Below are 20,605 nucleotides of genomic sequence, written 5' to 3'. Positions count from 1 at the left end.
ATTCACCTCTCTTCCCTGCTCTTATACTCTAAATAAAGAAAATCTATGATCATGACAAGGTATCCTGTCAGCAATCCTACACCTAGGCCCCACATCGCGATTAACTCTTGATATTTGGCTGCAAATAAAATTAATAACCCAATCGTGGCGAATCTTGAATATGTACTTACCGCTGTTGCCTTGAACTTCACGTTTTCTCCATTTGTTACGCGATCTAGCAGCTTGTCTGTTCTACGTGCAATGATGCGCAAACTAAGAAAACTGAAAATCGTACCGATAATCAGTCCAAGAAATACATCCTTGTAAGAGGTAAATCCCCATCCTAGCACTAGAAGCGCAAGCAAGTAGTACATATATTTCTTTTGTCTTTGGACAAGTCCATGTACGTCTATCATCATTGCTCTCCCGAATAGTAATGTCGAATGAGTCGAATCATTGCGTATACCCCTGTTCCTAGTCCGAGTAATAACCCTATAATAAGAAACAACGGAAACGTTCCAACCTTATTATCAATCCACTGCCCACCAAAGATTCCAACAAGAATAGAACCGACTAATTGAGCAAGAATACCTGACATTAAAGCATAAGCTTTTATATGGCTGCGATCGTTTTTTTGCAAGGATTCATCCCTCCAATATGTAACCCTCATTCACGATGTGTTAATAATAACTCATTTTTTTGCATAAATCCTATACAAAACAAAAAGTTTACATTTTCGTCACGGAATAGATGTAATTTTGTCACTGAAAGCCCTACCATCTATCCCCGTTGTTAGCATACAATAGGGTATTAACAGTGTCAACGAGAAATCGTAAAAAATCTAAAAATTTGAGTATTAGGCATTTCCTCCCAAAAATGAAAACGTTCCCCTTCTAAATACTGGTTACATATATGCAATTTCTAACAGTTTTCTCTTTATAATAGAAGGAAATGTTCACAAGTTTGTCACTATTATATTTTCGAGATATAACGCTTTTCTTCCATAATATAGTGTTCCTCAGACGTAAGACTTCTATATTATATGTGAGGTGTATGCAACTTATGTTGTATATACGATGTATATTTATCCTCTCCCCCTCCCCTACTTGCTTACAGCAAAAAAGACGAGCTGGGGAATCTCCCCTGCTCGTCAGTTGTCTTACTTCGTTCCGAATAAACGGTCACCAGCATCACCAAGACCTGGTACTACATATCCGTGGTCATTTAATTTCTCATCTAATGCTGCTACATAAATATCAACATCAGGATGTTCTTCTTGTACTACTTTTACCCCTTCTGGAGCTGCAACGATACACATTAATTTAATTTGTTTCGCACCGCGCTTTTTCAGAGAGTTAATTGCTTCAGCCGCAGAACCACCTGTTGCTAGCATCGGATCTAGTACGATAAAGTCACGCTCTTCTACATCCGTTGGAAGTTTCACATAGTATTCTACCGGTTGCAATGTTTTAGGGTCACGGTATAAACCAACGTGTCCTACTTTTGCTGCTGGAATTAATTTCAGAATTCCATCAACCATTCCTAAACCTGCACGTAAAATCGGAATTAAACCAAGTTTTTTACCAGCGATCACTTTTGTTGTCGCTTTGCTTACAGGTGTTTCAATTTCAATGTCCTTAAGTGGAAGGTCGCGAGTAATTTCGAAAGCCATTAAGCTTGCTACTTCGTCCACTAATTCACGAAAATCTTTCGTACCTGTATTCTTATCGCGAATATATGTAATCTTATGTTGAATTAACGGGTGATCAAATACATACAGTTTTCCCATGTGAATCTCTCCTTTAGATGATATTCATGCGTTTGCACGCTTTTTTACACTATTTACGATTGTAAAGAAAACGCTACTAATATTCAAGGGCAAATTTGGCAAAATCATGATTTTACAATGAATCTATCTAGTATCTTTACCAATTATGGGAGCTGTATCCTTCATTATATCGCCAAAATTTATTCATCATTTGTATACATACTTTAAAAATAATATATGTCCAAAAAAAAGACCGCCAAAACAATTAAGTCTCGGCAGTCTTCTTCAATCTATTATAGATTTGGATACATTGGGAATTTGCTAGTTAACGCTTCTACACGCTTACGTACTTCTTCTAACGCAGCTTCATTTTCATGATTTTTTAATGTATAAGCAATAAGTGACGCAATTTCATCCATTTCTTCTAAACCGAAACCACGAGATGTTACAGCTGCTGTACCGATACGTACACCACTTGTTACAAATGGGCTTGCTGTTTCAAATGGAATTGTATTTTTGTTCACTGTAATACCAACTTCATCTAATACGTGCTCTGCTACTTTACCTGTGATTTCTAAGTTACGAACATCAATCAAGATTAAGTGATTGTCTGTTCCGCCAGAAACAAGTGTAAGTCCTTCTTTTTGAAGACCTTCAGCTAAGCGGTTCGCATTGTTAATGATATTTTGTGCATATGTTTTGAAATCATCTTGAAGTGCTTCACCAAATGCAACAGCTTTTGCAGCAATTACGTGCATAAGTGGACCACCTTGAATACCAGGGAAGATTGATTTATCAATTTGTTTTGCAAATTGCTCTTCACATAAAATCATACCACCACGCGGACCACGTAACGTTTTATGTGTTGTCGTTGTAACGAAATGTGCATGTGGTACTGGATTTGGATGTAAACCAGCAGCTACTAAACCTGCGATATGTGCCATATCAACCATTAAATAAGCGCCCACTTCATCTGCAATCTCACGGAATCGCTTGAAATCGATAACACGAGGGTATGCACTTGCACCTGCAACGATTAATTTTGGTTTATGTTCTTTCGCTTTTGCTAATACATCATCGTAATTAATACGGTGAGAGTCAGCATCCACGCCATATTCTACGAAATTATATTGTACTCCACTGAAGTTAACAGGGCTTCCGTGTGTTAAGTGACCACCATGAGATAAGTTCATACCAAGTACTGTATCGCCTTGCTCTAAAATCGTGAAGTATACTGCCATGTTCGCTTGTGCACCAGAGTGTGGTTGAACATTTACGTGCTCTGCGCCGAAAATTTCTTTCACGCGATCACGTGCGATATCTTCTACTACGTCTACGTGTTCACAGCCACCATAGTAACGTTTTCCAGGATATCCTTCAGCATACTTATTCGTTAAAACAGAACCTTGTGCCTCCATTACTGCTTCACTTACAAAGTTTTCCGAAGCAATTAACTCAATCTTTGAACGCTGTCTTCCTAGTTCTGCCTCAATTGCAGCAAATACCTTTTCATCTTGACGTTTTAAATGATCCACCAAAATCCCCCTTTTCTGAACGAATTACATCGATTCCCAACAGTTTTTTCTTATTTATTCAGAAAAAACGAAAATTCAGGTTGTAATTCTTTCGAACCTTCATGTTTTCAACTACATTCTAACATGACTTTCTATATCATAAAAGAAAAAAAAGACCGAAAATCGGTCTTTTCTTTCTACTATTATAAAGTCAGACAACATACCTTTTACCTTATGATAAACAGGTACTATATGACTTTCTAATTTCTCATATTTAACGGCAAGTGGTAGTCTCTTCCACTGCCGCATAGACAGCACGTGCTCCACCAATTAGTTTTCCACGTGTTTTGGCCATCGTTACATGCGCACTTCCAATTTCCTTCACACTTGTACGAACCGGAACAGCTACATGCTTTAAATGCATACCGATAAATGTATCACCAATATCCATTCCTGCATCAGCTTTAATAAACTCAACTACTACCGGATCTTTCAAATTGTGATACGCATATGTCCCCAATGCACCACCTGCTGATCTAACAGGCGTAACTGTTACAATTTCAAATTGATATTTTATCGCTACTTCTCTCTCAACTACTAAAGCACGGTTTAAATGCTCACAACATTGAAACGCTAATTCAATACCTGTTTGCTCTTGAAATTGTTTTAACTCAGAGAAAATCGCCTCTGCTACTTCCATCGTTCCTGATGTTCCAATTCTTTCGCCTAGCACTTCGCTCGTGCTACAACCCACTACAAAAATTTGACCGCTTTGTAATGAAGCTTGTTCTTGGAAATCAGAAAGCGACATTTGTAGCTGTTCTCTTACCTTTACGATTTCTGTCATTACGCCTCTTCCTTTCACAGGTTGGTTCACCAAATTATATTTCACACTACTGATAGTTAGAATCTATTACTTTGTTTCGTATGTTTTAATTTTTCCTACGCGGTTTTCGTGACGACCACCTTCATAATCAGTTGTTAACCAGATTTTCGCGATATCACGCGCTAGACCAGCACCAATTACACGCTCGCCCATTGCTAGCATGTTAGTGTCATTATGCTCTCTCGTCGCTTTCGCGCTGAAAGTATCATGAACTAACGCACAACGGATACCATTTACTTTGTTTGCTGCGATTGACATACCAATGCCTGTCCCACAAACTAAGATACCACGATCTACTTCACCATTCGCTACCATTTCAGCTGCTGGAAACGCAAAGTCAGGGTAATCAACAGAACCAGCTTCACATTCACAACCTAAATCAATATATTCAATATTTAACTCTTCTAATAAATTTACAAGTTCTTTGCGGATATTCATACCGCCGTGATCAGATGCTATTACTACTTTCATTTTTACCCCTCCAAAGTTTCAATCAATTATCTTCATTTCACACTCGCTACCTCATATAGGAAGAAGTGATCTCCAATATCGTATTATACACGAAACATCAACCTACTGAATGTTTTTTCAGTAAAGTTTGTACAAGTTTTTCCATCTCATCTAACGTTTCTTTATAAATAGAAAGCGAGCCTCCAAATGGATCTGAAATGTCCTTGCCTATACCTTCAGTTAATCCATATAACGTATTTAATTTCTTTTCAACGCTCGGATAATGCCCAAGTACAATTTGCTTATGGTTTTCTGTCATCGTTACGACAATATCAGCCCAATCAAGCAAAGTTTCATTTACTTGCTGCGCCGCATGATCAATTGAAATTCCTTTTTCAGCTAAAGCTTCCTTCGCATGTACCGATGCATCGCTCCCAGGATAGGCGAAAACACCAGCAGATTGCACTTCAAACTTATCTCCTCCGTGATGACGAAGCAACGCCTCAGCCATTGGACTACGACATGTATTGCCAGTACAAACAAATAACACTCGTTTCATTCAAACCCACCCCTATATTCGATTTCTTATCATTCATCATAACTTACATTAGAATAGAACAAAAGAAATGTGAATATACAAAAGGCGCATTTCTCTTATATTTTTTCTAAGAAAAATGCGCCTTATCCACATATATGTGAAACCCTATTTCCAAGTGCCTAGAGTATTTTAACATACATACTGAACACGCAACAAAAATAAGGAATCCATTTCATACGAAACGGATTCCTCTTATATTGCAATTATTTCATTGTAACTTTCATTACTTCTGTTGAACCTTTTGTAGCTGCTACGCCTACAGTTGTCTTAATAGACTCAGCTGCATCTGTGTTTGTAATAACAATTGGAGTAATTGTGCTTTTCGCTTTTTCACGGATTAATTCTAAGTCGAATGAGATTAATTTATCTCCAGCTTTTACAGCTTGGCCTTCAGAAACGTGAGCTTCGAAACCTTCACCTTCCATTTTTACAGTTTCTAATCCAACGTGGATTAAAATTTCTGTACCGTTTTTCGCTTTAATTCCGATAGCATGTTTTGTGTGGAATAATTGTACGATTTCACCATCAACTGGAGATACAACTACACCTTCAGTAGGATCAATTGCAACACCGTCACCCATCATACGACCAGCAAATACTGGATCTGGTACTTCTTCAATATTTTTCACTGCTCCAGTTAATGGAGCTACGATTGTTTCTTCATTTGTTTTTGAACCAAGACCGAATAATTTTTTAAACATAGGATAGTCCTCCTTATAATTTACCTAAAAGTTTATAGGGCAATCCCTAGTAAAACTCGGGATACATGTAAGACTTCATACTTCGAATATTATACTGTAAAAACGCTTTCGAAATAAATTATGTCATTACTAATAGACTCTTATTGTAGCGCTTCACAAAATTCCAGTCAATTCTGATTGTCTGAATAACAATAAGAAGTTAACTTCTATTTATATTTTCTCTTTTTTTGCCCAACTTGTCTAGAGGTCTTTACTACATTTTATTTTTTGTTGTTAATTTGTAAAATTTAATTCAAACTTTTTTCAAAATCCACTTGACTATAGTAAGTAACTATTTTATTATTACTTACGTAAGGTAAGTTAATAACTTTTAGGAGGTTTTAAAAATGATGGATTTCGGTCTACTTATTATTCGTCTTATTATAGGAATTACATTCATGGGTCATGGCGCTCAAAAATTATTTGGTTGGTTCGGCGGTTACGGTTTAAAAGGAACAGGTGGCTGGATGGAGTCAATCGGTTTACGTCCTGGTGTATTTATGGCATTTATGGCTGGCGCAACTGAATTACTAGGTGGTTTCTTATTCGCATCAGGTATTTTCATTGTAGTTGGTTCATTATTTATCGTTGGAACAATGTTAATGGCTATCTTCACTGTTCACGGAAAAAATGGTTACTGGGTAACACAAAACGGATATGAATATAACTTAATGTTAATCGCTGTCGCTGTTGGTGTAGCTTTAATTGGACCTGGCGCATACGTCTTACTTTAATTTTTATCTCAAATTTGAGATTCTTGAAAAAGAACTTACTTCATTACAATTGAAGTAAGTTCTTTTTATGAAACAAAATATTATTTCCAGCAGGATTTTCTCATCGTTATCTTGTAAACAAACAATAAGTATTCATATTTAGAAAGGGGATTACAAGCATGTTATCCATTAATCCAAATGAACAAACTGAAAAAGATAATTACAAATTACTTACCGGAAGTATCATCCCTCGTCCTGTCGCATTCGTTACTTCTGTAACAAAAGAAGGTGTACTAAACGGAGCACCATATAGTTATTTCAATATTGTCGCTGCTAATCCACCACTTATCTCAGTATCTGTACAACGAAAAGCAGGAGAAAGAAAGGACACTTCCCGAAACGCAATTGAAAAAGGAGAATTTGTCGTACATATTTCTGACGAATCATATGTAGCAGCAATTAACGAAACAGCAGCTAACCTCCCGCCAAATGAAAGTGAAATTGAACTAGCAAAACTAACACCAATCGAAAGTGAAGTCATCTCTGTTCCAGGTGTAAAAGAAGCAAATATTCGAATGGAATGCGTATTAGAACGTGCAATTCCACTTGGCGGAACGGAAGACTCACCAGCTTGTGATCTACTAATTGGACGCGTCGTTCGTTTCCACGTTGCCGAACATCTATATGAAAAAGGGCGCATTCACGCAGAAGGACTCAAACCAATAAGCCGCCTAGCAGGACACAACTATGCAAAATTAGGAGAACAATTTGAATTAGTTAGGCCAATCTAAAAGTGGAAGCGGCTCGCTCAGAATCGCAGGGCACTGGAGCTCTCGACCTTGAAGCGCTTTTTGCTTCATGCGAGAGAGCGAAATGACCGGAGATTCTAGCCGCTGAAGCTGGATAATATCTAAAAGTGGAAGTGGCCCGTTTAGCTCTGACCAGCTAAGGTTCTCTCGCACAAAAGGTGCTTTTTACCTCGTAGGAAGACGCGAAGCCACCGACCATTCTAGCCGCTGGAGCTGGATAACATCTAAAAGCGGAGGCAGCTAGATTCCTCCCATCACTCAAATATAAAATCCCCTGCTTTTTAGCAGGGGATTTTATCATTGTAATTCTTCCTTCTTTTCCTCTAAAGTAGGCATTTTCTCTTTTTTCGGCTTCCCTAGCTTAATTACGAAGAAGTATAGGGAAAGCAATGTAATAAGAAAAACAATTAAAAACGGGTACGGAGAGTAAAAAGCACGCGCCGCCTCAGTCTTTCCCGCAACAAATTTCAATGACTCAATATCTAAAAACTCAGCAAACATTTGTACACCGAGCATACTAAACCAAAAAACAAAAAAACTAATAATAATACCAAAAACTTGCTTCAATCTCGTCATTCATCTCATCCTTTCTATATCTGTAATTTTTAGCGTAATAAATATAGTACAAACAAAATATTCACAGAAAGGAACTATCTCACCATTCACGAATTAACTTAATCCAACCTAACATCGAAATTTGCAAAATAATACCCCAAATTATAAGTCTTCTTAGCCATCGAGGAAAGAAGTTTAAAAATTTAACATACCATTCCAATAGCTTGTTCATAATTCCCTCCTACATAAAATTATATAGGAAAAAGGATATATAATCCAAACCCAACCAAAATGATACCACCTACTATCTCACCGTATGTACCGAGCATATCTTTCGCATGTCTCCCAATTAATAAACCAATCCACGCTAATAACATGCTAACAAATCCAAAAAGTAAAATCGTAATAATTGTCTGTGCCCCATAAATACCAAGACTAAGCCCTACTGAGAAACTATCTATACTGACGCCAAATGCAAATACGAATAAACTAATTCCAATAGGGGCAGTTCTAGTCTCTTCATTTTGTAAAATGGTCGAATATACGATATAAAACCCTAGTCCGATTAATAAAATAGCACCCGCAAAATGTGCGATATCTCCATATTTCTCTGATAAAAAACGACCTAGTACCATTCCTATAAACGGCATAATAATATGAAATATCCCTATCGTCATACCAATATACAGGATTTGTCTTAACTTTAGGGGCATCATCCCCATACCAAGACTCACCGAGAACGCATCCATCCCTAAGGCGAATGCCATAATTATTAAAGGTATTAGCTGTTCAAACGTCATTCATGCCCCTCCTTGGACGTGCTACTTCACAATATGCTTATCCAAGGAGAAATATTCTGTTTGCTAATCTTACCTTATCATTCAATAATAATATGATGTCCTGCCGCTTTTGTTAAACGATTCATAATTGCATTCCCTATTCCTTCATTAGGGAATGACTCACTAAAAATAACATCCACTTCACTTGCATCAAATGTTCTAAGTACATCATATAATTTAGTCGCAACGCTAGCTAAGTCACTTCTAACACCACAAGATAATATAACATCTGCACTATATACATGCTGATACTCTTCTGTCGTTAATACGCCTACTTTAAATCCTTCTTTCTTTTTCTCATCCACAAGATGCTGAATAAACTCACGTGAGCCCTCGACAATACTAAGTGGTGCTTTCGGCGCATAATGTGTGTATTTCATTCCAGGCGATTTCGGTTTTTCCTTCTCATCCTTTAAAGCTGGATCTAAAGAAACAGTACCTATCACCGCTTCTAATTGTTCTTTCGTAATCCCACCTGGACGTAATATTGTTGGAACCGTGCTTGTACAATCAATTACAGTTGATTCAACACCTACTCCAGTTGCACCACCATCAACAATACCTGCAATCTTCCCATTCAAATCTTCATATACGTGAGAAGCTAATGTTGGACTTGGACGCCCTGAACGATTCGCACTTGGTGCCGCAACAGGTACATTCGCCTCTTCAATAAGAGCAAGTGCAATTGGATGATCAGGCATTCTTACTCCAACCGTATTAAGTCCTGCCGTCACCTTCTCTGAAATTCCTTCTTTTCTCGGCAAAATAATTGTTAATGGTCCTGGCCAAAAATGTGCCATTAACTTCTCTGCAACTGGTGGAATTTCTTTCACAATCCCATCTAACTGAGATTTTGTACCTATGTGGACAATGAGTGGATTATCACTCGGTCTTCCTTTCGCTTCGAAAATTTTCGCGATTGCTTCATCATCCATCGCGTTTGCCCCTAACCCATATACTGTTTCCGTAGGGAAAGCAACCGCCTCATTTTCTCTTAATAATTTTGCTGCTTCTTGTAACTGTGGATAATATTTTTTTCTTTCCACAACATTATCCACAACCCACATATTTGTATGCATTTTTTTCCACGTCCTTTTCTAGCCTTAAATACTTGTCTATTTTTAGTTTACTATGAGATTTATCCAAAAGACAAACAAGGTTTATCCACAAAATGTGGATAAACCTAATTAATCCGTGGATAACTTTGTGAATAGCTGACAATTTAGTATTATTGCATTCTGCTCTTTTATATTTTTACAAAAATGTTCTAGCTGTTGAATTCCCTCTGGAACCTCATCCTTTTCTATAGTAAAAAAGTCAAAGAACTGAAAGATCGGTACAGATTGTGGATGATTTGTTAGTAAGTACAATTGTTGAACACTTTTTTCTTTCATATACTGCAAAAACATTTCAAAAAAATATAAGAAAGTCTGTTTATCCACATGAGGTGTGAATAAACAAGAACGAATAAGTACATCTTCCCCACTTTGTTCATAACCAATTACAGCTCGTATTTCTTCCGCCTCTTCCAAAATCATAAATTGTGCGTACAACTCATTTATTTTATCATCTTTTTTATTAGCTTGTCCGAAAAAAGAATGTAATCTTTCCACATCTGCTTTCGTAGCAAAATACACTTTCTTCATAATAAATCCCTCCTCATTTTTATATATGAGGAGGGATTTATTAATAGTACTATTTAGAGAATAAAGATGTAAAAGCTTCTACAATAAACAATTTAACTTCTGGCTTTTCTTCTTCCTCTTCTACTTTTACATACTCGTTTTGCTGTTCTTGTTTTTTCTCCACAGGTTTCTCCACTTTTTCCACATTTTTTGTTTCTTCTTTACTTACAGGCTGCTCTTCGACTTTTGTTTCATTTTTTACTACTTTCTTTTCAGAAGATGTTACTTTTTTTACTACTTCCTGTTTTACAACTTTCGTTTCTTTTACCTCATCCTCTTTTTTCTCTTCTACATTTACTACTTCTTCATTATCTATTTGTTTTACTTGCTCCTCTTCAGGAGATTCCGCCTTCACAACGTGCTCTTCTTTTCTTACAGCTGTCCCGCTCGAAAAATCTAAGAAACACATCGGTGGAAATAATACACACCACCAGTTCGCCCCTTCACCTTCCCCAATTGTAATTAAGACTGCTTCATATTCCCCTGCCGGATAAATAAAATTCCCATATACCTTTGTAGGAAACTTTACATTCTTACTAAATTTCACTTGAAATGATTCTTTACTTCCCTCTCTTTTTAACGTATTTTCCACCGTTTTCTCGATTTCTGGAATATGACTTTGAATTACTTTGCGTGCCTCTTCAAATGAAGTTAAATCCGCTACCCATCCATCAATTTGTGCTTTTACTTCATCACGCACTTTACGCTTCAATGCCTGGTCTTTATCTGAATCACTATTTGCTAAAATTCGTAATCGAACGGCCTCTTTCGGAATAACTGAAGGCCCTTTCGCATCAGCTTTCATATATCCAAACTGCACAAGTAACTGTGCACCAATTAATAGTATAAGAAGATAAGCAATAACTTGTTTTTTCATTTCCTCCACCGTCCCTTCTACAAACAGTGTGGACAGACTTTCATCTTTCTAAACTATTAAATTCAAAATCTATATGAATTTTCCCACAAAAAAATAGAGTAAGGTGTGAACCTTACTCCATCTCTGCAAATACCATACGATCTTTTCCGTTAATATCGAAAACAACCTCAACATGAGCATGTGGAAAAGCTTGTTGTAACAATCTTTTTACATCCTCACCTTGTCCTACTCCAATTTCAAACGCCACAATCGCTTTCTTCTGCAACACATTCGGCAATTCTTCCATAAAACGGCGATAGAAATCTAATCCGTCTTCACCACCAACAAGTGCTCTCTTCGGCTCATGCTCTTTCACAACAGGAGAAAGACCACGCCAATCCTCTTCCGGTATATATGGAGGATTTGAAACAACAACATCTAGCTTTTGACCCGTTTTATGAAATGGTGACAATAAATCACCGTGATAGAACGTTACTTCTGCACCTAAAGCTTTTGCATTTTCTTTTGCAACTTCAATCGACTCTTGTGCAATATCTACTGTATACACATGAAGATTTTTATTTTCTAAAGCAAGCGTAATAGAAATCGCTCCACTACCTGTACCTATATCTGCTACATATAGTTTCTCATCACCAAAATGGCGCTCGATTCTTTCTAATACTCCCACTATAAGCTCTTCTGTTTCCGGCCTTGGTATTAATACTTCTTCATTCACAAAGAAAGACCGTCCATAAAATATTTCATAACCAATCATATATTGAATAGGAATACCTTCTACATGCTTATGGATAAACTCCGTAAAGCTTTTCTCTTGTTCCTCAGTTATTTCTTCACGCATATTCATAAGTAATCCTGTTCTGTTCACCTTTAATACATGACAAAGGACAATTTCTCCCGCATTTTCATCTCGTCCATTTTCCTGTAAAAAAGAAGAAGCCCATTTCAGGGCTTCATAGACACGCATTACTCAGCTGCCTCCATCTTTTGAGCCTGATCTTCCATCACTAAGGCATTGATGAAATCATCTAACTTACCTTGTAAGATTTGATCTAGCTTTTGAATCGTTAAACCGATTCGATGGTCTGTAACACGGTTTTGCGGGAAGTTATACGTACGAATACGCTCTGAACGATCTCCCGTACCAACAGCTTGTTTACGGTTTTGATCATACTCAGCTTGCGCTTCTTGTCTAAACTTATCATAAACACGTGCGCGTAATACTTTCATCGCTTTTTCTTTATTCTTGATCTGTGATTTCTCATCCTGACAAGATACAACTACACCAGTCGGTAAATGCGTTAAACGCACCGCTGACATCGTTGTATTAACGCTCTGTCCACCAGGTCCACTAGAAGCGAATGTATCAACACGAACATCTTTCTCATGAATATCAATTTCTACTTCTTCTGCCTCTGGTAATACAGCTACAGTTGCTGTAGATGTATGAATACGTCCACCAGATTCCGTTTCAGGAACACGTTGTACACGGTGAGCACCATTCTCGAATTTCAGCTTCGCGAAAGCACCTTTACCATTAATCATAAAGATAATCTCTTTATATCCACCTAACTCTGTATAGCTAGCCTCAATAATCTCCGTTTTCCAGCCCTGTACCTCAGCGTAACGGCTATACATACGGTATAAGTCACCAGCAAATAAAGCTGCCTCGTCTCCACCAGCAGCTCCACGAACCTCAACGATAACGTTCTTATCATCATTAGGGTCTTTTGGAACAAGTAAAATTTTCAGACGCTCTGATAATGTTTTATCTTGTGATTCTAACTCAGAAACTTCTTCTTTTACCATTTCACGCATTTCTGCGTCTAACTTATCTTCTAACATTGCTTTCGCATCTTTTAATTGCTCACGAACATCCTTATACTCACGATACACCTCTACCGTTTCCTGTATATCAGACTGTTCCTTTGAATATTCACGAAGCTTATTTGAATCACTAATAATCGCTGGATCACTTAACAATTCATTTAACTTCTCATAACGATTTTCTACAGCTTGCAAACGATCTAACACATCATTCACCTCTACATCCTAGTATCTAATACAAATAGTATATGGTACTTACTCAAAAAAACGCAAATTATATTTAAAAGCGTAAGCGGCTCGCTCAGAATCGCAGGCCATTGGAGCTCTCGACCTTGAAGCGCTTTTTGCTTCGAGCGAGAGAGCGAAATGGCCGGAGATTCTAGCCGCTGGAGCTAGATAATATATTTAAAAGTGGCGGTGGCTCTTTCAGCTCTGACCAACTAAGGTTCTTTCGACCTAAAGGTGCTTTTTACCTTTCGGGCGGAAGGTTCTTAGATGCGAAGAGCTAGCCACCGGAACTAGATATATTTAAAAGCGCAAGCGGCTCACACCGCTCATTCTCTCTATTTTGAAAAAAACCCGCCTTGCGCAGCGAGTTTTACTTATCTTTGTTTGCAGGTACTGCATGACAATGACGACAACGTGGTTCATACGATTCTGAAGCTCCAACTAAAATAATTGGATCATCAAATGCCGCTGGTTCTCCATCAATTAATCGTTGTGTACGACTTGCTGGAGATCCACATACAGAACATACTGCTTGTAGTTTTGTCACATGTTCAGCAATCGCCATCAGCTGAGGAACTTGTCCAAATGGTAGACCACGGAAATCTTGGTCTAAACCAGCTACAATGACACGATAGCCACGATTTGCCAATACTTGCACCACTTCCACAATGTCCCCATCAAAAAATTGCACCTCATCGATTGCAATAACATCCAGCTCTTCTGTAATATGTTCAAATATATCCTTTGAAGCTGAAACAGGAACTGCTTTTACCTTTAATCCGTTATGTGATACAACATCTTCTTCACTATATCGATTATCAATACATGGTTTAAATACAATTGCATGTTGTTTTGCAAATTGCGTACGGCGCACACGGCGGATTAGCTCTTCTGACTTGCCAGAAAACATACTACCGCAAATCACTTCAATCCAGCCATTTTGATTTATTAAGTACATGAAGCTCTCCTTTCATCTACTTTTCAGTTAAAAGTAGGGTAAAGGTATAATATTTTCGCAAAAAAAACAGACAAGCGAATACATACACTTGCCTGTTTTATGTTTTTATTACTTAAGACCGTATTTCTTATTGAAGCGGTCAACGCGTCCGTCTGCAGTAGCAAACTTCTGACGTCCAGTGTAGAATGGGTGAGAATCAGAACTGATCTCAACTTTTAGTAATGGATAAGTGTTACCATCTTCCCACTCAACAGTTTCGTTAGATCCTTTAGTAGATCCGCTTAAGAATTTGAAGCCTGTGTTTGTGTCCATGAATACAACTTTCTTGTAATCTGGGTGAATTCCTGCTTTCATTCTTTTCATCTCCTTCCGCCCTGAATCATTTTCGAAACAGAGTTTTTCATCTTCAGCTGCATACACAACTATATTGATGAAACACATATGATGAAATTATAACAAGGCTAACTTCATTTTGCAACTACCTGTTTTTGTCTTTTGAAATTAAAAGTGTAGACGGCTCGTTTAGCTCTGACCGGCTAAGGTTCTCTCGCCCTAAAGGTGCTTTTTACCTTTAGGGCGAGAGGTTCTTAGACACGAAGAGCTAGCCGTCGGAACTAGATACAATTTAAAAGCAGAAGCGGCTCGTTCAGAATGGGAGGGGATGGAGCTTCTGACGTAGAGGTGCTTTTTACCTTGTAGGAAGACGCGAAGCCACCGACCATTCTAGCCGCTGGAGGGAGCTCATCCAGCTCTGACTAACTCAGGTTCTTTCACTTATTTCTCTCTTTAATATCACCTAAACAGCATAAAAAACTCGCTTACTATAAAATAAGCGAGTCTTGATTTTTTCCCTTTACTTAGTTGTTACATACCTTTTCGAGTCTGCAACAATGTTTTGTAAAAACTCTTCATTTGTCTTCGTTTGACGAAGCTTACGTAAGAAACTTTCAACAAAGTCTGGTGTATCACGCATTGTCTTACGAATGCCCCATAACTTGTCTAAATGTTCTTTTGGAATTAATAGATCTTCTTTACGTGTACCAGAACGACGAATATCAATCGCTGGGAAGATACGACGTTCAGCTAATGAACGATCTAAGTGAAGTTCCATATTTCCAGTTCCTTTAAATTCCTCGTAAATAACATCGTCCATACGTGATCCTGTATCAACAAGGGCTGTTGCTAAAATTGTTAAGCTACCGCCTTCTTCAATATTACGTGCAGCTCCAAAGAAACGCTTCGGTCTATGGAAGGCAGCTGGATCGATACCACCTGATAATGTTCTACCACTTGGTGGAATAACGAGGTTGTAAGCTCGAGCTAAACGGGTAATACTATCCATTAAAATGATAACATCTTTCTTGTGCTCTACAAGACGCATCGCACGTTCTAACACAAGCTCAGCTACTTTAATATGATTTTCTGGTACTTCATCAAAAGTAGAACTTACAACATCTCCTTTAACAGAACGTTCAATGTCTGTTACTTCCTCTGGACGCTCATCAATTAAAAGTACAATTAGTTCTGCTTCCGGATGATTTGTTGTAACACTGTGCGCGATTTCTTTTAATAGACTTGTTTTACCAGCCTTTGGAGGCGCAACAATTAAACCACGTTGTCCAAATCCAACTGGTGCGATTAAATCCATGATGCGTGTCGGTAACTTTTTCGGTTCCGTTTCCAATTTCATTTGGCGATCTGGGTATAATGGTGTTAATGCAGGGAAATGCACACGCTCTTTTGCTGAATCTGGATCATCTCCGTTTACAGCTTCAACTTGTAATAACCCAAAATAGCGTTCATTTTCTTTCGGAGGTCGTACTTTACCAGAAACCTTATCTCCATTACGTAAATCGAAACGACGAATTTGCGAAGCTGAGATATAAATATCTTCTGAGCTTGGAGAATAGTTGATAGGACGTAGGAATCCAAATCCTTCTGATTGAATAATTTCTAATACGCCTTCCATGAAAAAGAAACCTTCTTTTTCTGCTCGAGCTTTCAAAATAGAAAAAATCAGCTCTTTTTTCGTTAACTTGCTATAATACGAAATCTTAAATTCTTTCGCAAGCTCGTATAACTCTTTTAATTTCATGTTTTCTAATGCTGCAATTGACAAATTCATTCAGACACCACACTTTAACGTTATTCTCTTTTTTCATGGGTAAAGGGAAAAAATACGGAAGGCAAATAATTAATAATGAAAGGCAATAAGTTCAAGTAGGGTAATATTCACTATTGTAACCCTTTTATCTAGTTTTAATCAATACGTTGGAACACAAATACAAGAAGCGAAGACAAGAAAATTTGTCTTCGCTTCTTATTTAATTTAGTTCCAGCTCCGATAGTTAGAAAGATCGACCATTTTAACCTTTCTGAAGGAGCTGCTTACGCTTTTTATTTAATCCAGCTCCGGTCATTTTACTCTCTCACTCGAAGCAAAGAGCGCTTCAAGGTCGAGAGTTGAAAGTTTCCTGCGATTCTGAGCGAGCCGCTTCCACCTTTTACTTAATAACCAAGTTCGGTTTTTTATTTAAGCTATGACGACCATCTACGAAGCGAACTGTGCCTGATTTTGCGCGCATAACAAGGGATTGCGTTGTTCCTACGCTACCTTTAAATTGAACACCGCGTAATAGTTCTCCATCTGTTACGCCTGTTGCTGCAAAGATTGCATCGTCACCTTTTACTAAGTCCTCCATGCGAAGGATACGATTAATGTCTTCTATGCCCATTTTTTTACAACGTGCTAATTCAGCTTCGTTTTGTGGCAATAGTTTTCCGTGAATTTCTCCACCTAAACATTTTAAAGCAACTGCTGCTAATACACCTTCAGGTGCTCCACCAGATCCAAATAAAATATCTACACCTGTACGATCAAACGCTGTATTAATCGCTCCAGCTACATCTCCATCATTAATCAATTTAATGCGCGCACCAGCTTTACGAATTTCTTCAATAATTTCTTGATGACGTGGACGATTTAAAACTGTCGCTACAACATCTTCAATATCTTTATTTTTCGCTTTCGCAACTGCACGTAAGTTATCAATAATAGGCGCATCAATGTCGACCGCCCCAACTGCTTCTGGGCCAACCGCGATTTTATCCATGTACATGTCAGGGGCATGTAACAAATTACCGTGGTCTGCAATTGCAATGACAGCAAGAGCATTCCAGCCACCAGCTGCTACGATGTTTGTCCCTTCTAAAGGATCAACCGCAACGTCTACACGTGGTCCATATCCTGTACCTAATTTCTCTCCGATATATAGCATTGGTGCTTCATCCATCTCACCTTCACCAATTACAACTGTACCTTTCATCGGAATTGTATCAAATACATCACGCATAGCTGATGTTGCTGCACCGTCTGCCTCATCCTTTTTCCCGCGCCCCATCCAACGCGCTGATGATAAAGCTGCAGCCTCTGTTACACGTACTAACTCCATAGATAAACTTCTTTCCACGATAATCCCTCTCCTTTAAGCCTTTATATTTCTGCCGTATTTTGTGAACCGTGTTTTTCTATAAAGTGTACTTCCGCAAGTAGTGATGCTTCGCTTCCCCCTTGCGGAAGTATCACTTATGCGTTCTTCATTTCTTCAATTTCTTGCTTTGTCATTTGTTCTCGCCAAATGTTTGCACCAAGCCCTTTAAGCTTGTCCACTATATTCTCATAACCTCGATCAATATGCTCAAGTCCTGTTACTTCTGTAATTCCATCTGCCATTAACCCTGCAATAACAAGTGCCGCTCCTGCTCGTAAATCACTCGCCTTCACTTTTGCACCTTGCAGTAACACAGGACCAGTTACAATTGCCGAACGACCCTCTACTTTAATTTGAGCATTCATACGACGTAATTCATCAATGTGTTTAAAACGGGCACCGTAAATTGTATCTGTTACAACTCCCGTCCCGTGTGCCTTTGTTAAAAGCGTCGTAAACGGCTGTTGTAAATCCGTTGGAAAACCTGGATATACAAGCGTTTTGATATCAACTACTTTTAACTTTCTATTACCGTTTACCGTAATTTGATCATCGTTCGTTTCAACTTGAACACCAGCTTCTCTTAGCTTTGCAGTAACTGATTCTAAATGCTGAGGAATAACGTTATCAACCGTTACTTCTCCTCCTGATGCAGCTCCTAGAATCATATACGTACCAGCTTCAATACGATCTGGGATGATAGTATGGTGACAACCATGTAAAGAGTCAACACCATCTATTCGGATTACGTCAGTACCAGCACCTTTAATACGTGCTCCCATGCTTGTTAACAATGTAGCTACATCAATGATCTCAGGCTCTTTCGCTGCATTTTCAATAACAGTTCTACCTTTCGCTCGTACAGCTGCTAGCATAATATTAATCGTAGCTCCTACACTAACAACATCTAAATAAATACGTGCCCCGCGTAGCTCATCTGCTCTTAAATAGATGGCACCTTGTTCATTCGTAACATGTGCACCTAGCGCTTCAAACCCTTTAATATGCTGATCAATCGGCCTCGGTCCTAAATGACATCCACCCGGAAGCCCAATAACAGCTTTTTTAAAACGGCCAAGCATTGCACCCATTAAATAATAAGAAGCGCGCAATTTTTTCACTTTTCCATTTGGCAAAGGCATTGCAACCATGTTAGAAGGATCGACTACCATCTCTTCCTCCTGTCCATAAGTTACTTTCCCTCCAATTTCCTCTAGTAAGTCTCCTAACATTTTCACGTCCGAAATATTAGGGACACCACCAATAGTTACTGGAGTATCTGCTAAAATTGTCGCTGGAATTAATGCAACGGCACTGTTCTTTGCACCACTTACTCGAATTGTTCCATTTAAAGCTCTTCCGCCTTCAATTAGCAATTTTTCCATATTGAGCTCCCTTCTTGTGAATGTATTTACTTTCTATCTTTTTATAGAAAGCTCCCCTTAAGAATCTCAATTACTCTTTCCATCCCAAAACTCAATAAATAGGAAACCATTATCTTCATTTCTCCTGTAGCACGAATAGATAAAGATCAACTATTCATCGAATTTACTTTATCAATTTAGATACGTTATCACATTTATTAATAGGACTATGCACATTATTTTCTATTTAAAAACCAAAAATGATAAAATCTTTAGACTTGTTCACGCTTTCATTATACAACGAAAGGAAACCGTCTAAAAGACTAGACGGTTTCCAAAACGGAATTTTATTCTTACGCTTTACCGTTAGAACCGAATTCGCGAATTTTACCAATAACAGTTGCTTTGATAGCGTCGCGGCCAGGTCCGATAAATTTACGAGGATCGTAAACTTCTTGGTCTTTGTTTAATACTTCACGAACAGCTTTTGTAAACTCGATTTGGTTCTCAGTGTTTACGTTGATTTTTGAAGTACCTAAAGAGATAGCTTTTTCGATATCAGCAGTTGGGATACCAGTACCACCATGTAATACTAAAGGTACGCCAGTGAAGTCACGAACTTGTTCCATTTCAGCGAATCCTAAGTTAGGCTCACCTTTGTAAGGACCGTGTACAGAACCTAAAGCTGGAGCTAGGCAATCGATACCTGTTGCTTCAACAAGGTGCTTACACTCTGCTGGGTCAGCGTAAATTACGCCTTCAGCGATTACGTCGTCTTCTTGTCCGCCAACTGTTCCAAGCTCAGCTTCAACAGATACGTTACGAGCGTGTGCGTATTCTACTACTTGTTTAGTAGTTTCAACGTTTTCTTCGAATGGGTGGTGAGAAGCGTCGATCATTACAGATGTGAAACCTGCATCAATTGCTTCTTTACATTTTTCGAAGCTTGAACCATGGTCAAGGTGAATCGCTACAGGAACAGTGATGTTCATTTCTTCGATTAAAGCTTTAACCATAGCTACAACTGTTTTGAAACCAGTCATATGACGAGCTGCACCCTCAGATACACCTAGGATTACAGGAGATTTTTCTTCTTCCGCAGCAGCTAAGATAGCTTGAGTCCACTCTAAGTTGTTCATGTTGAATTGACCAACTGCGTATTTTCCTTCTAGTGCTTTGTTTAGCATTTCTTTCATAGAAACTAAAGGCATGGTGAATCCTCCTAAAAAACGTTTTTTGTATCCGATAAGTTCTTATCGCTGGTAGTATGACCAGAATAAGGTAAAATATGTATATCTACATACCGGACTTTTTTCTACACTCAATA

General features: G+C 38.2%; 25 protein-coding genes. 2 read left to right on the top strand and 23 right to left on the bottom strand.

Translation table 11 applies throughout. The annotated features are described in order from the left end of the window. Positions 1–2 precede the first annotated feature (2 nt). The 9 genes from IQ781_RS16510 to IQ781_RS16470 all read right to left on the bottom strand — a co-directional run bounded on the left by IQ781_RS16510 (position 3) and on the right by IQ781_RS16470 (position 5,896). Positions 3–395 carry an ATP synthase subunit I gene (locus tag IQ781_RS16510; protein ID WP_000567600.1) on the bottom strand — a complete coding sequence of 131 codons (393 nt, stop codon included), beginning with the start codon at positions 393–395 and terminating at the stop codon, positions 3–5. Further along, complete coding sequence (locus tag IQ781_RS16505; protein ID WP_001171223.1) at positions 395–619, bottom strand: AtpZ/AtpI family protein; 225 nt, start codon at positions 617–619, stop codon at positions 395–397. The genes IQ781_RS16510 and IQ781_RS16505 overlap by 1 nt, the downstream gene beginning before the upstream one ends. A gap of 26 nt (positions 620–645) precedes the next feature. After that, complete coding sequence (locus tag IQ781_RS16500; protein ID WP_000232962.1) at positions 646–759, bottom strand: DUF4024 domain-containing protein; 114 nt, start codon at positions 757–759, stop codon at positions 646–648. A 379-nt stretch (positions 760–1,138) separates the two neighbouring features. Beyond that, a complete protein-coding gene (gene upp / locus IQ781_RS16495; RefSeq protein ID WP_000517539.1) occupies positions 1,139–1,768 on the bottom strand; it encodes a uracil phosphoribosyltransferase in 630 nt (209 codons plus the stop codon). 272 nt (positions 1,769–2,040) lie between these two features. Further along, positions 2,041–3,282, bottom strand: a complete 1,242-nt coding sequence (gene glyA / locus IQ781_RS16490) for a serine hydroxymethyltransferase (protein WP_000349806.1) — start codon at positions 3,280–3,282, stop codon at positions 2,041–2,043. Between the two features lie 253 nt (positions 3,283–3,535). Further along, complete coding sequence (locus IQ781_RS16485) at positions 3,536–4,108, bottom strand: TIGR01440 family protein (protein WP_000136379.1); 573 nt, start codon at positions 4,106–4,108, stop codon at positions 3,536–3,538. Between the two features lie 66 nt (positions 4,109–4,174). Next, positions 4,175–4,618 carry a ribose 5-phosphate isomerase B gene (gene rpiB / locus IQ781_RS16480; protein WP_000869538.1) on the bottom strand — a complete coding sequence of 148 codons (444 nt, stop codon included), beginning with the start codon at positions 4,616–4,618 and terminating at the stop codon, positions 4,175–4,177. 97 nt (positions 4,619–4,715) lie between these two features. After that, a complete protein-coding gene (locus tag IQ781_RS16475) occupies positions 4,716–5,156 on the bottom strand; it encodes a low molecular weight protein arginine phosphatase (RefSeq protein WP_000832373.1) in 441 nt (146 codons plus the stop codon). Between the two features lie 242 nt (positions 5,157–5,398). Next, positions 5,399–5,896 carry a PTS sugar transporter subunit IIA gene (locus IQ781_RS16470; RefSeq protein ID WP_000473665.1) on the bottom strand — a complete coding sequence of 166 codons (498 nt, stop codon included), beginning with the start codon at positions 5,894–5,896 and terminating at the stop codon, positions 5,399–5,401. Between the two features lie 386 nt (positions 5,897–6,282). On the opposite strand from IQ781_RS16470, the gene IQ781_RS16465 reads away from it, so the two are divergent. Continuing rightward, a complete protein-coding gene (locus IQ781_RS16465) occupies positions 6,283–6,669 on the top strand; it encodes a DoxX family protein (RefSeq protein ID WP_000968616.1) in 387 nt (128 codons plus the stop codon). Positions 6,670–6,827: 158 nt separating this feature from the next. Then, positions 6,828–7,439 carry a flavin reductase family protein gene (locus tag IQ781_RS16460; RefSeq protein ID WP_000949054.1) on the top strand — a complete coding sequence of 204 codons (612 nt, stop codon included), beginning with the start codon at positions 6,828–6,830 and terminating at the stop codon, positions 7,437–7,439. A gap of 315 nt (positions 7,440–7,754) precedes the next feature. Here IQ781_RS16460 and IQ781_RS16455 read toward each other — a convergent pair whose 3' ends face one another. The 14 genes from IQ781_RS16455 to IQ781_RS16395 all read right to left on the bottom strand — a co-directional run bounded on the left by IQ781_RS16455 (position 7,755) and on the right by IQ781_RS16395 (position 20,489). Next, positions 7,755–8,033 (bottom strand): DUF3935 domain-containing protein, encoded by a 279-nt coding sequence (locus IQ781_RS16455; RefSeq protein ID WP_000197472.1) that lies wholly within the window; start codon positions 8,031–8,033, stop codon positions 7,755–7,757. A gap of 79 nt (positions 8,034–8,112) precedes the next feature. Further along, on the bottom strand, positions 8,113–8,244 hold the full coding sequence (locus IQ781_RS28180) for a hypothetical protein (protein WP_256413595.1): 132 nt from the start codon (positions 8,242–8,244) through the stop codon (positions 8,113–8,115). 19 nt (positions 8,245–8,263) lie between these two features. Next, positions 8,264–8,812 (bottom strand): manganese efflux pump MntP, encoded by a 549-nt coding sequence (locus tag IQ781_RS16450; RefSeq protein WP_000142475.1) that lies wholly within the window; start codon positions 8,810–8,812, stop codon positions 8,264–8,266. Positions 8,813–8,889: 77 nt separating this feature from the next. Continuing rightward, positions 8,890–9,930, bottom strand: a complete 1,041-nt coding sequence (locus tag IQ781_RS16445; protein ID WP_000557353.1) for an L-threonylcarbamoyladenylate synthase — start codon at positions 9,928–9,930, stop codon at positions 8,890–8,892. Positions 9,931–10,038: 108 nt separating this feature from the next. Further along, the gene (locus IQ781_RS16440; protein WP_000758437.1) at positions 10,039–10,497 is read right to left on the bottom strand and encodes a GNAT family N-acetyltransferase; all 459 of its coding nucleotides are present in this window, start codon (positions 10,495–10,497) and stop codon (positions 10,039–10,041) included. Positions 10,498–10,546: 49 nt separating this feature from the next. Beyond that, a complete protein-coding gene (gene spoIIR, locus IQ781_RS16435) occupies positions 10,547–11,413 on the bottom strand; it encodes a stage II sporulation protein R (RefSeq protein ID WP_050228903.1) in 867 nt (288 codons plus the stop codon). A gap of 112 nt (positions 11,414–11,525) precedes the next feature. Next, the gene (prmC, locus tag IQ781_RS16430) at positions 11,526–12,377 is read right to left on the bottom strand and encodes a peptide chain release factor N(5)-glutamine methyltransferase (protein WP_050228901.1); all 852 of its coding nucleotides are present in this window, start codon (positions 12,375–12,377) and stop codon (positions 11,526–11,528) included. Then, positions 12,377–13,444, bottom strand: a complete 1,068-nt coding sequence (gene prfA, locus IQ781_RS16425; RefSeq protein ID WP_000887064.1) for a peptide chain release factor 1 — start codon at positions 13,442–13,444, stop codon at positions 12,377–12,379. Before prfA ends, prmC begins: the two co-directional genes overlap by 1 nt. Before the next feature lie 391 nt (positions 13,445–13,835). Then, a complete protein-coding gene (locus IQ781_RS16420; RefSeq protein ID WP_000280859.1) occupies positions 13,836–14,423 on the bottom strand; it encodes a thymidine kinase in 588 nt (195 codons plus the stop codon). Between the two features lie 108 nt (positions 14,424–14,531). Then, positions 14,532–14,777, bottom strand: coding sequence for a type B 50S ribosomal protein L31 (locus IQ781_RS16415; RefSeq protein WP_000643433.1), 246 nt, complete (start codon positions 14,775–14,777; stop codon positions 14,532–14,534). 499 nt (positions 14,778–15,276) lie between these two features. Next, positions 15,277–16,548, bottom strand: a complete 1,272-nt coding sequence (gene rho / locus IQ781_RS16410) for a transcription termination factor Rho (RefSeq protein WP_001053903.1) — start codon at positions 16,546–16,548, stop codon at positions 15,277–15,279. A 379-nt stretch (positions 16,549–16,927) separates the two neighbouring features. Further along, a complete protein-coding gene (glpX, locus tag IQ781_RS16405; protein ID WP_000442340.1) occupies positions 16,928–17,893 on the bottom strand; it encodes a class II fructose-bisphosphatase in 966 nt (321 codons plus the stop codon). A gap of 116 nt (positions 17,894–18,009) precedes the next feature. Next, the gene (murA, locus tag IQ781_RS16400) at positions 18,010–19,299 is read right to left on the bottom strand and encodes a UDP-N-acetylglucosamine 1-carboxyvinyltransferase (protein WP_000413254.1); all 1,290 of its coding nucleotides are present in this window, start codon (positions 19,297–19,299) and stop codon (positions 18,010–18,012) included. 332 nt (positions 19,300–19,631) lie between these two features. After that, positions 19,632–20,489: a class II fructose-bisphosphate aldolase gene (locus tag IQ781_RS16395; RefSeq protein WP_001131855.1), complete on the bottom strand. Its 858-nt coding sequence runs from the start codon at positions 20,487–20,489 to the stop codon at positions 19,632–19,634. Between the last annotated feature and the right edge of the window lie 116 nt (positions 20,490–20,605).

The organism is Bacillus sp. N447-1, assembly GCF_022701035.1.
Classification (GTDB): Bacteria; Bacillota; Bacilli; order Bacillales; family Bacillaceae_G; genus Bacillus_A; species Bacillus_A cereus.
Note: the sequence above shows the minus strand (reverse complement) of the source record. Positions and strands in the feature narration are given on the sequence as shown.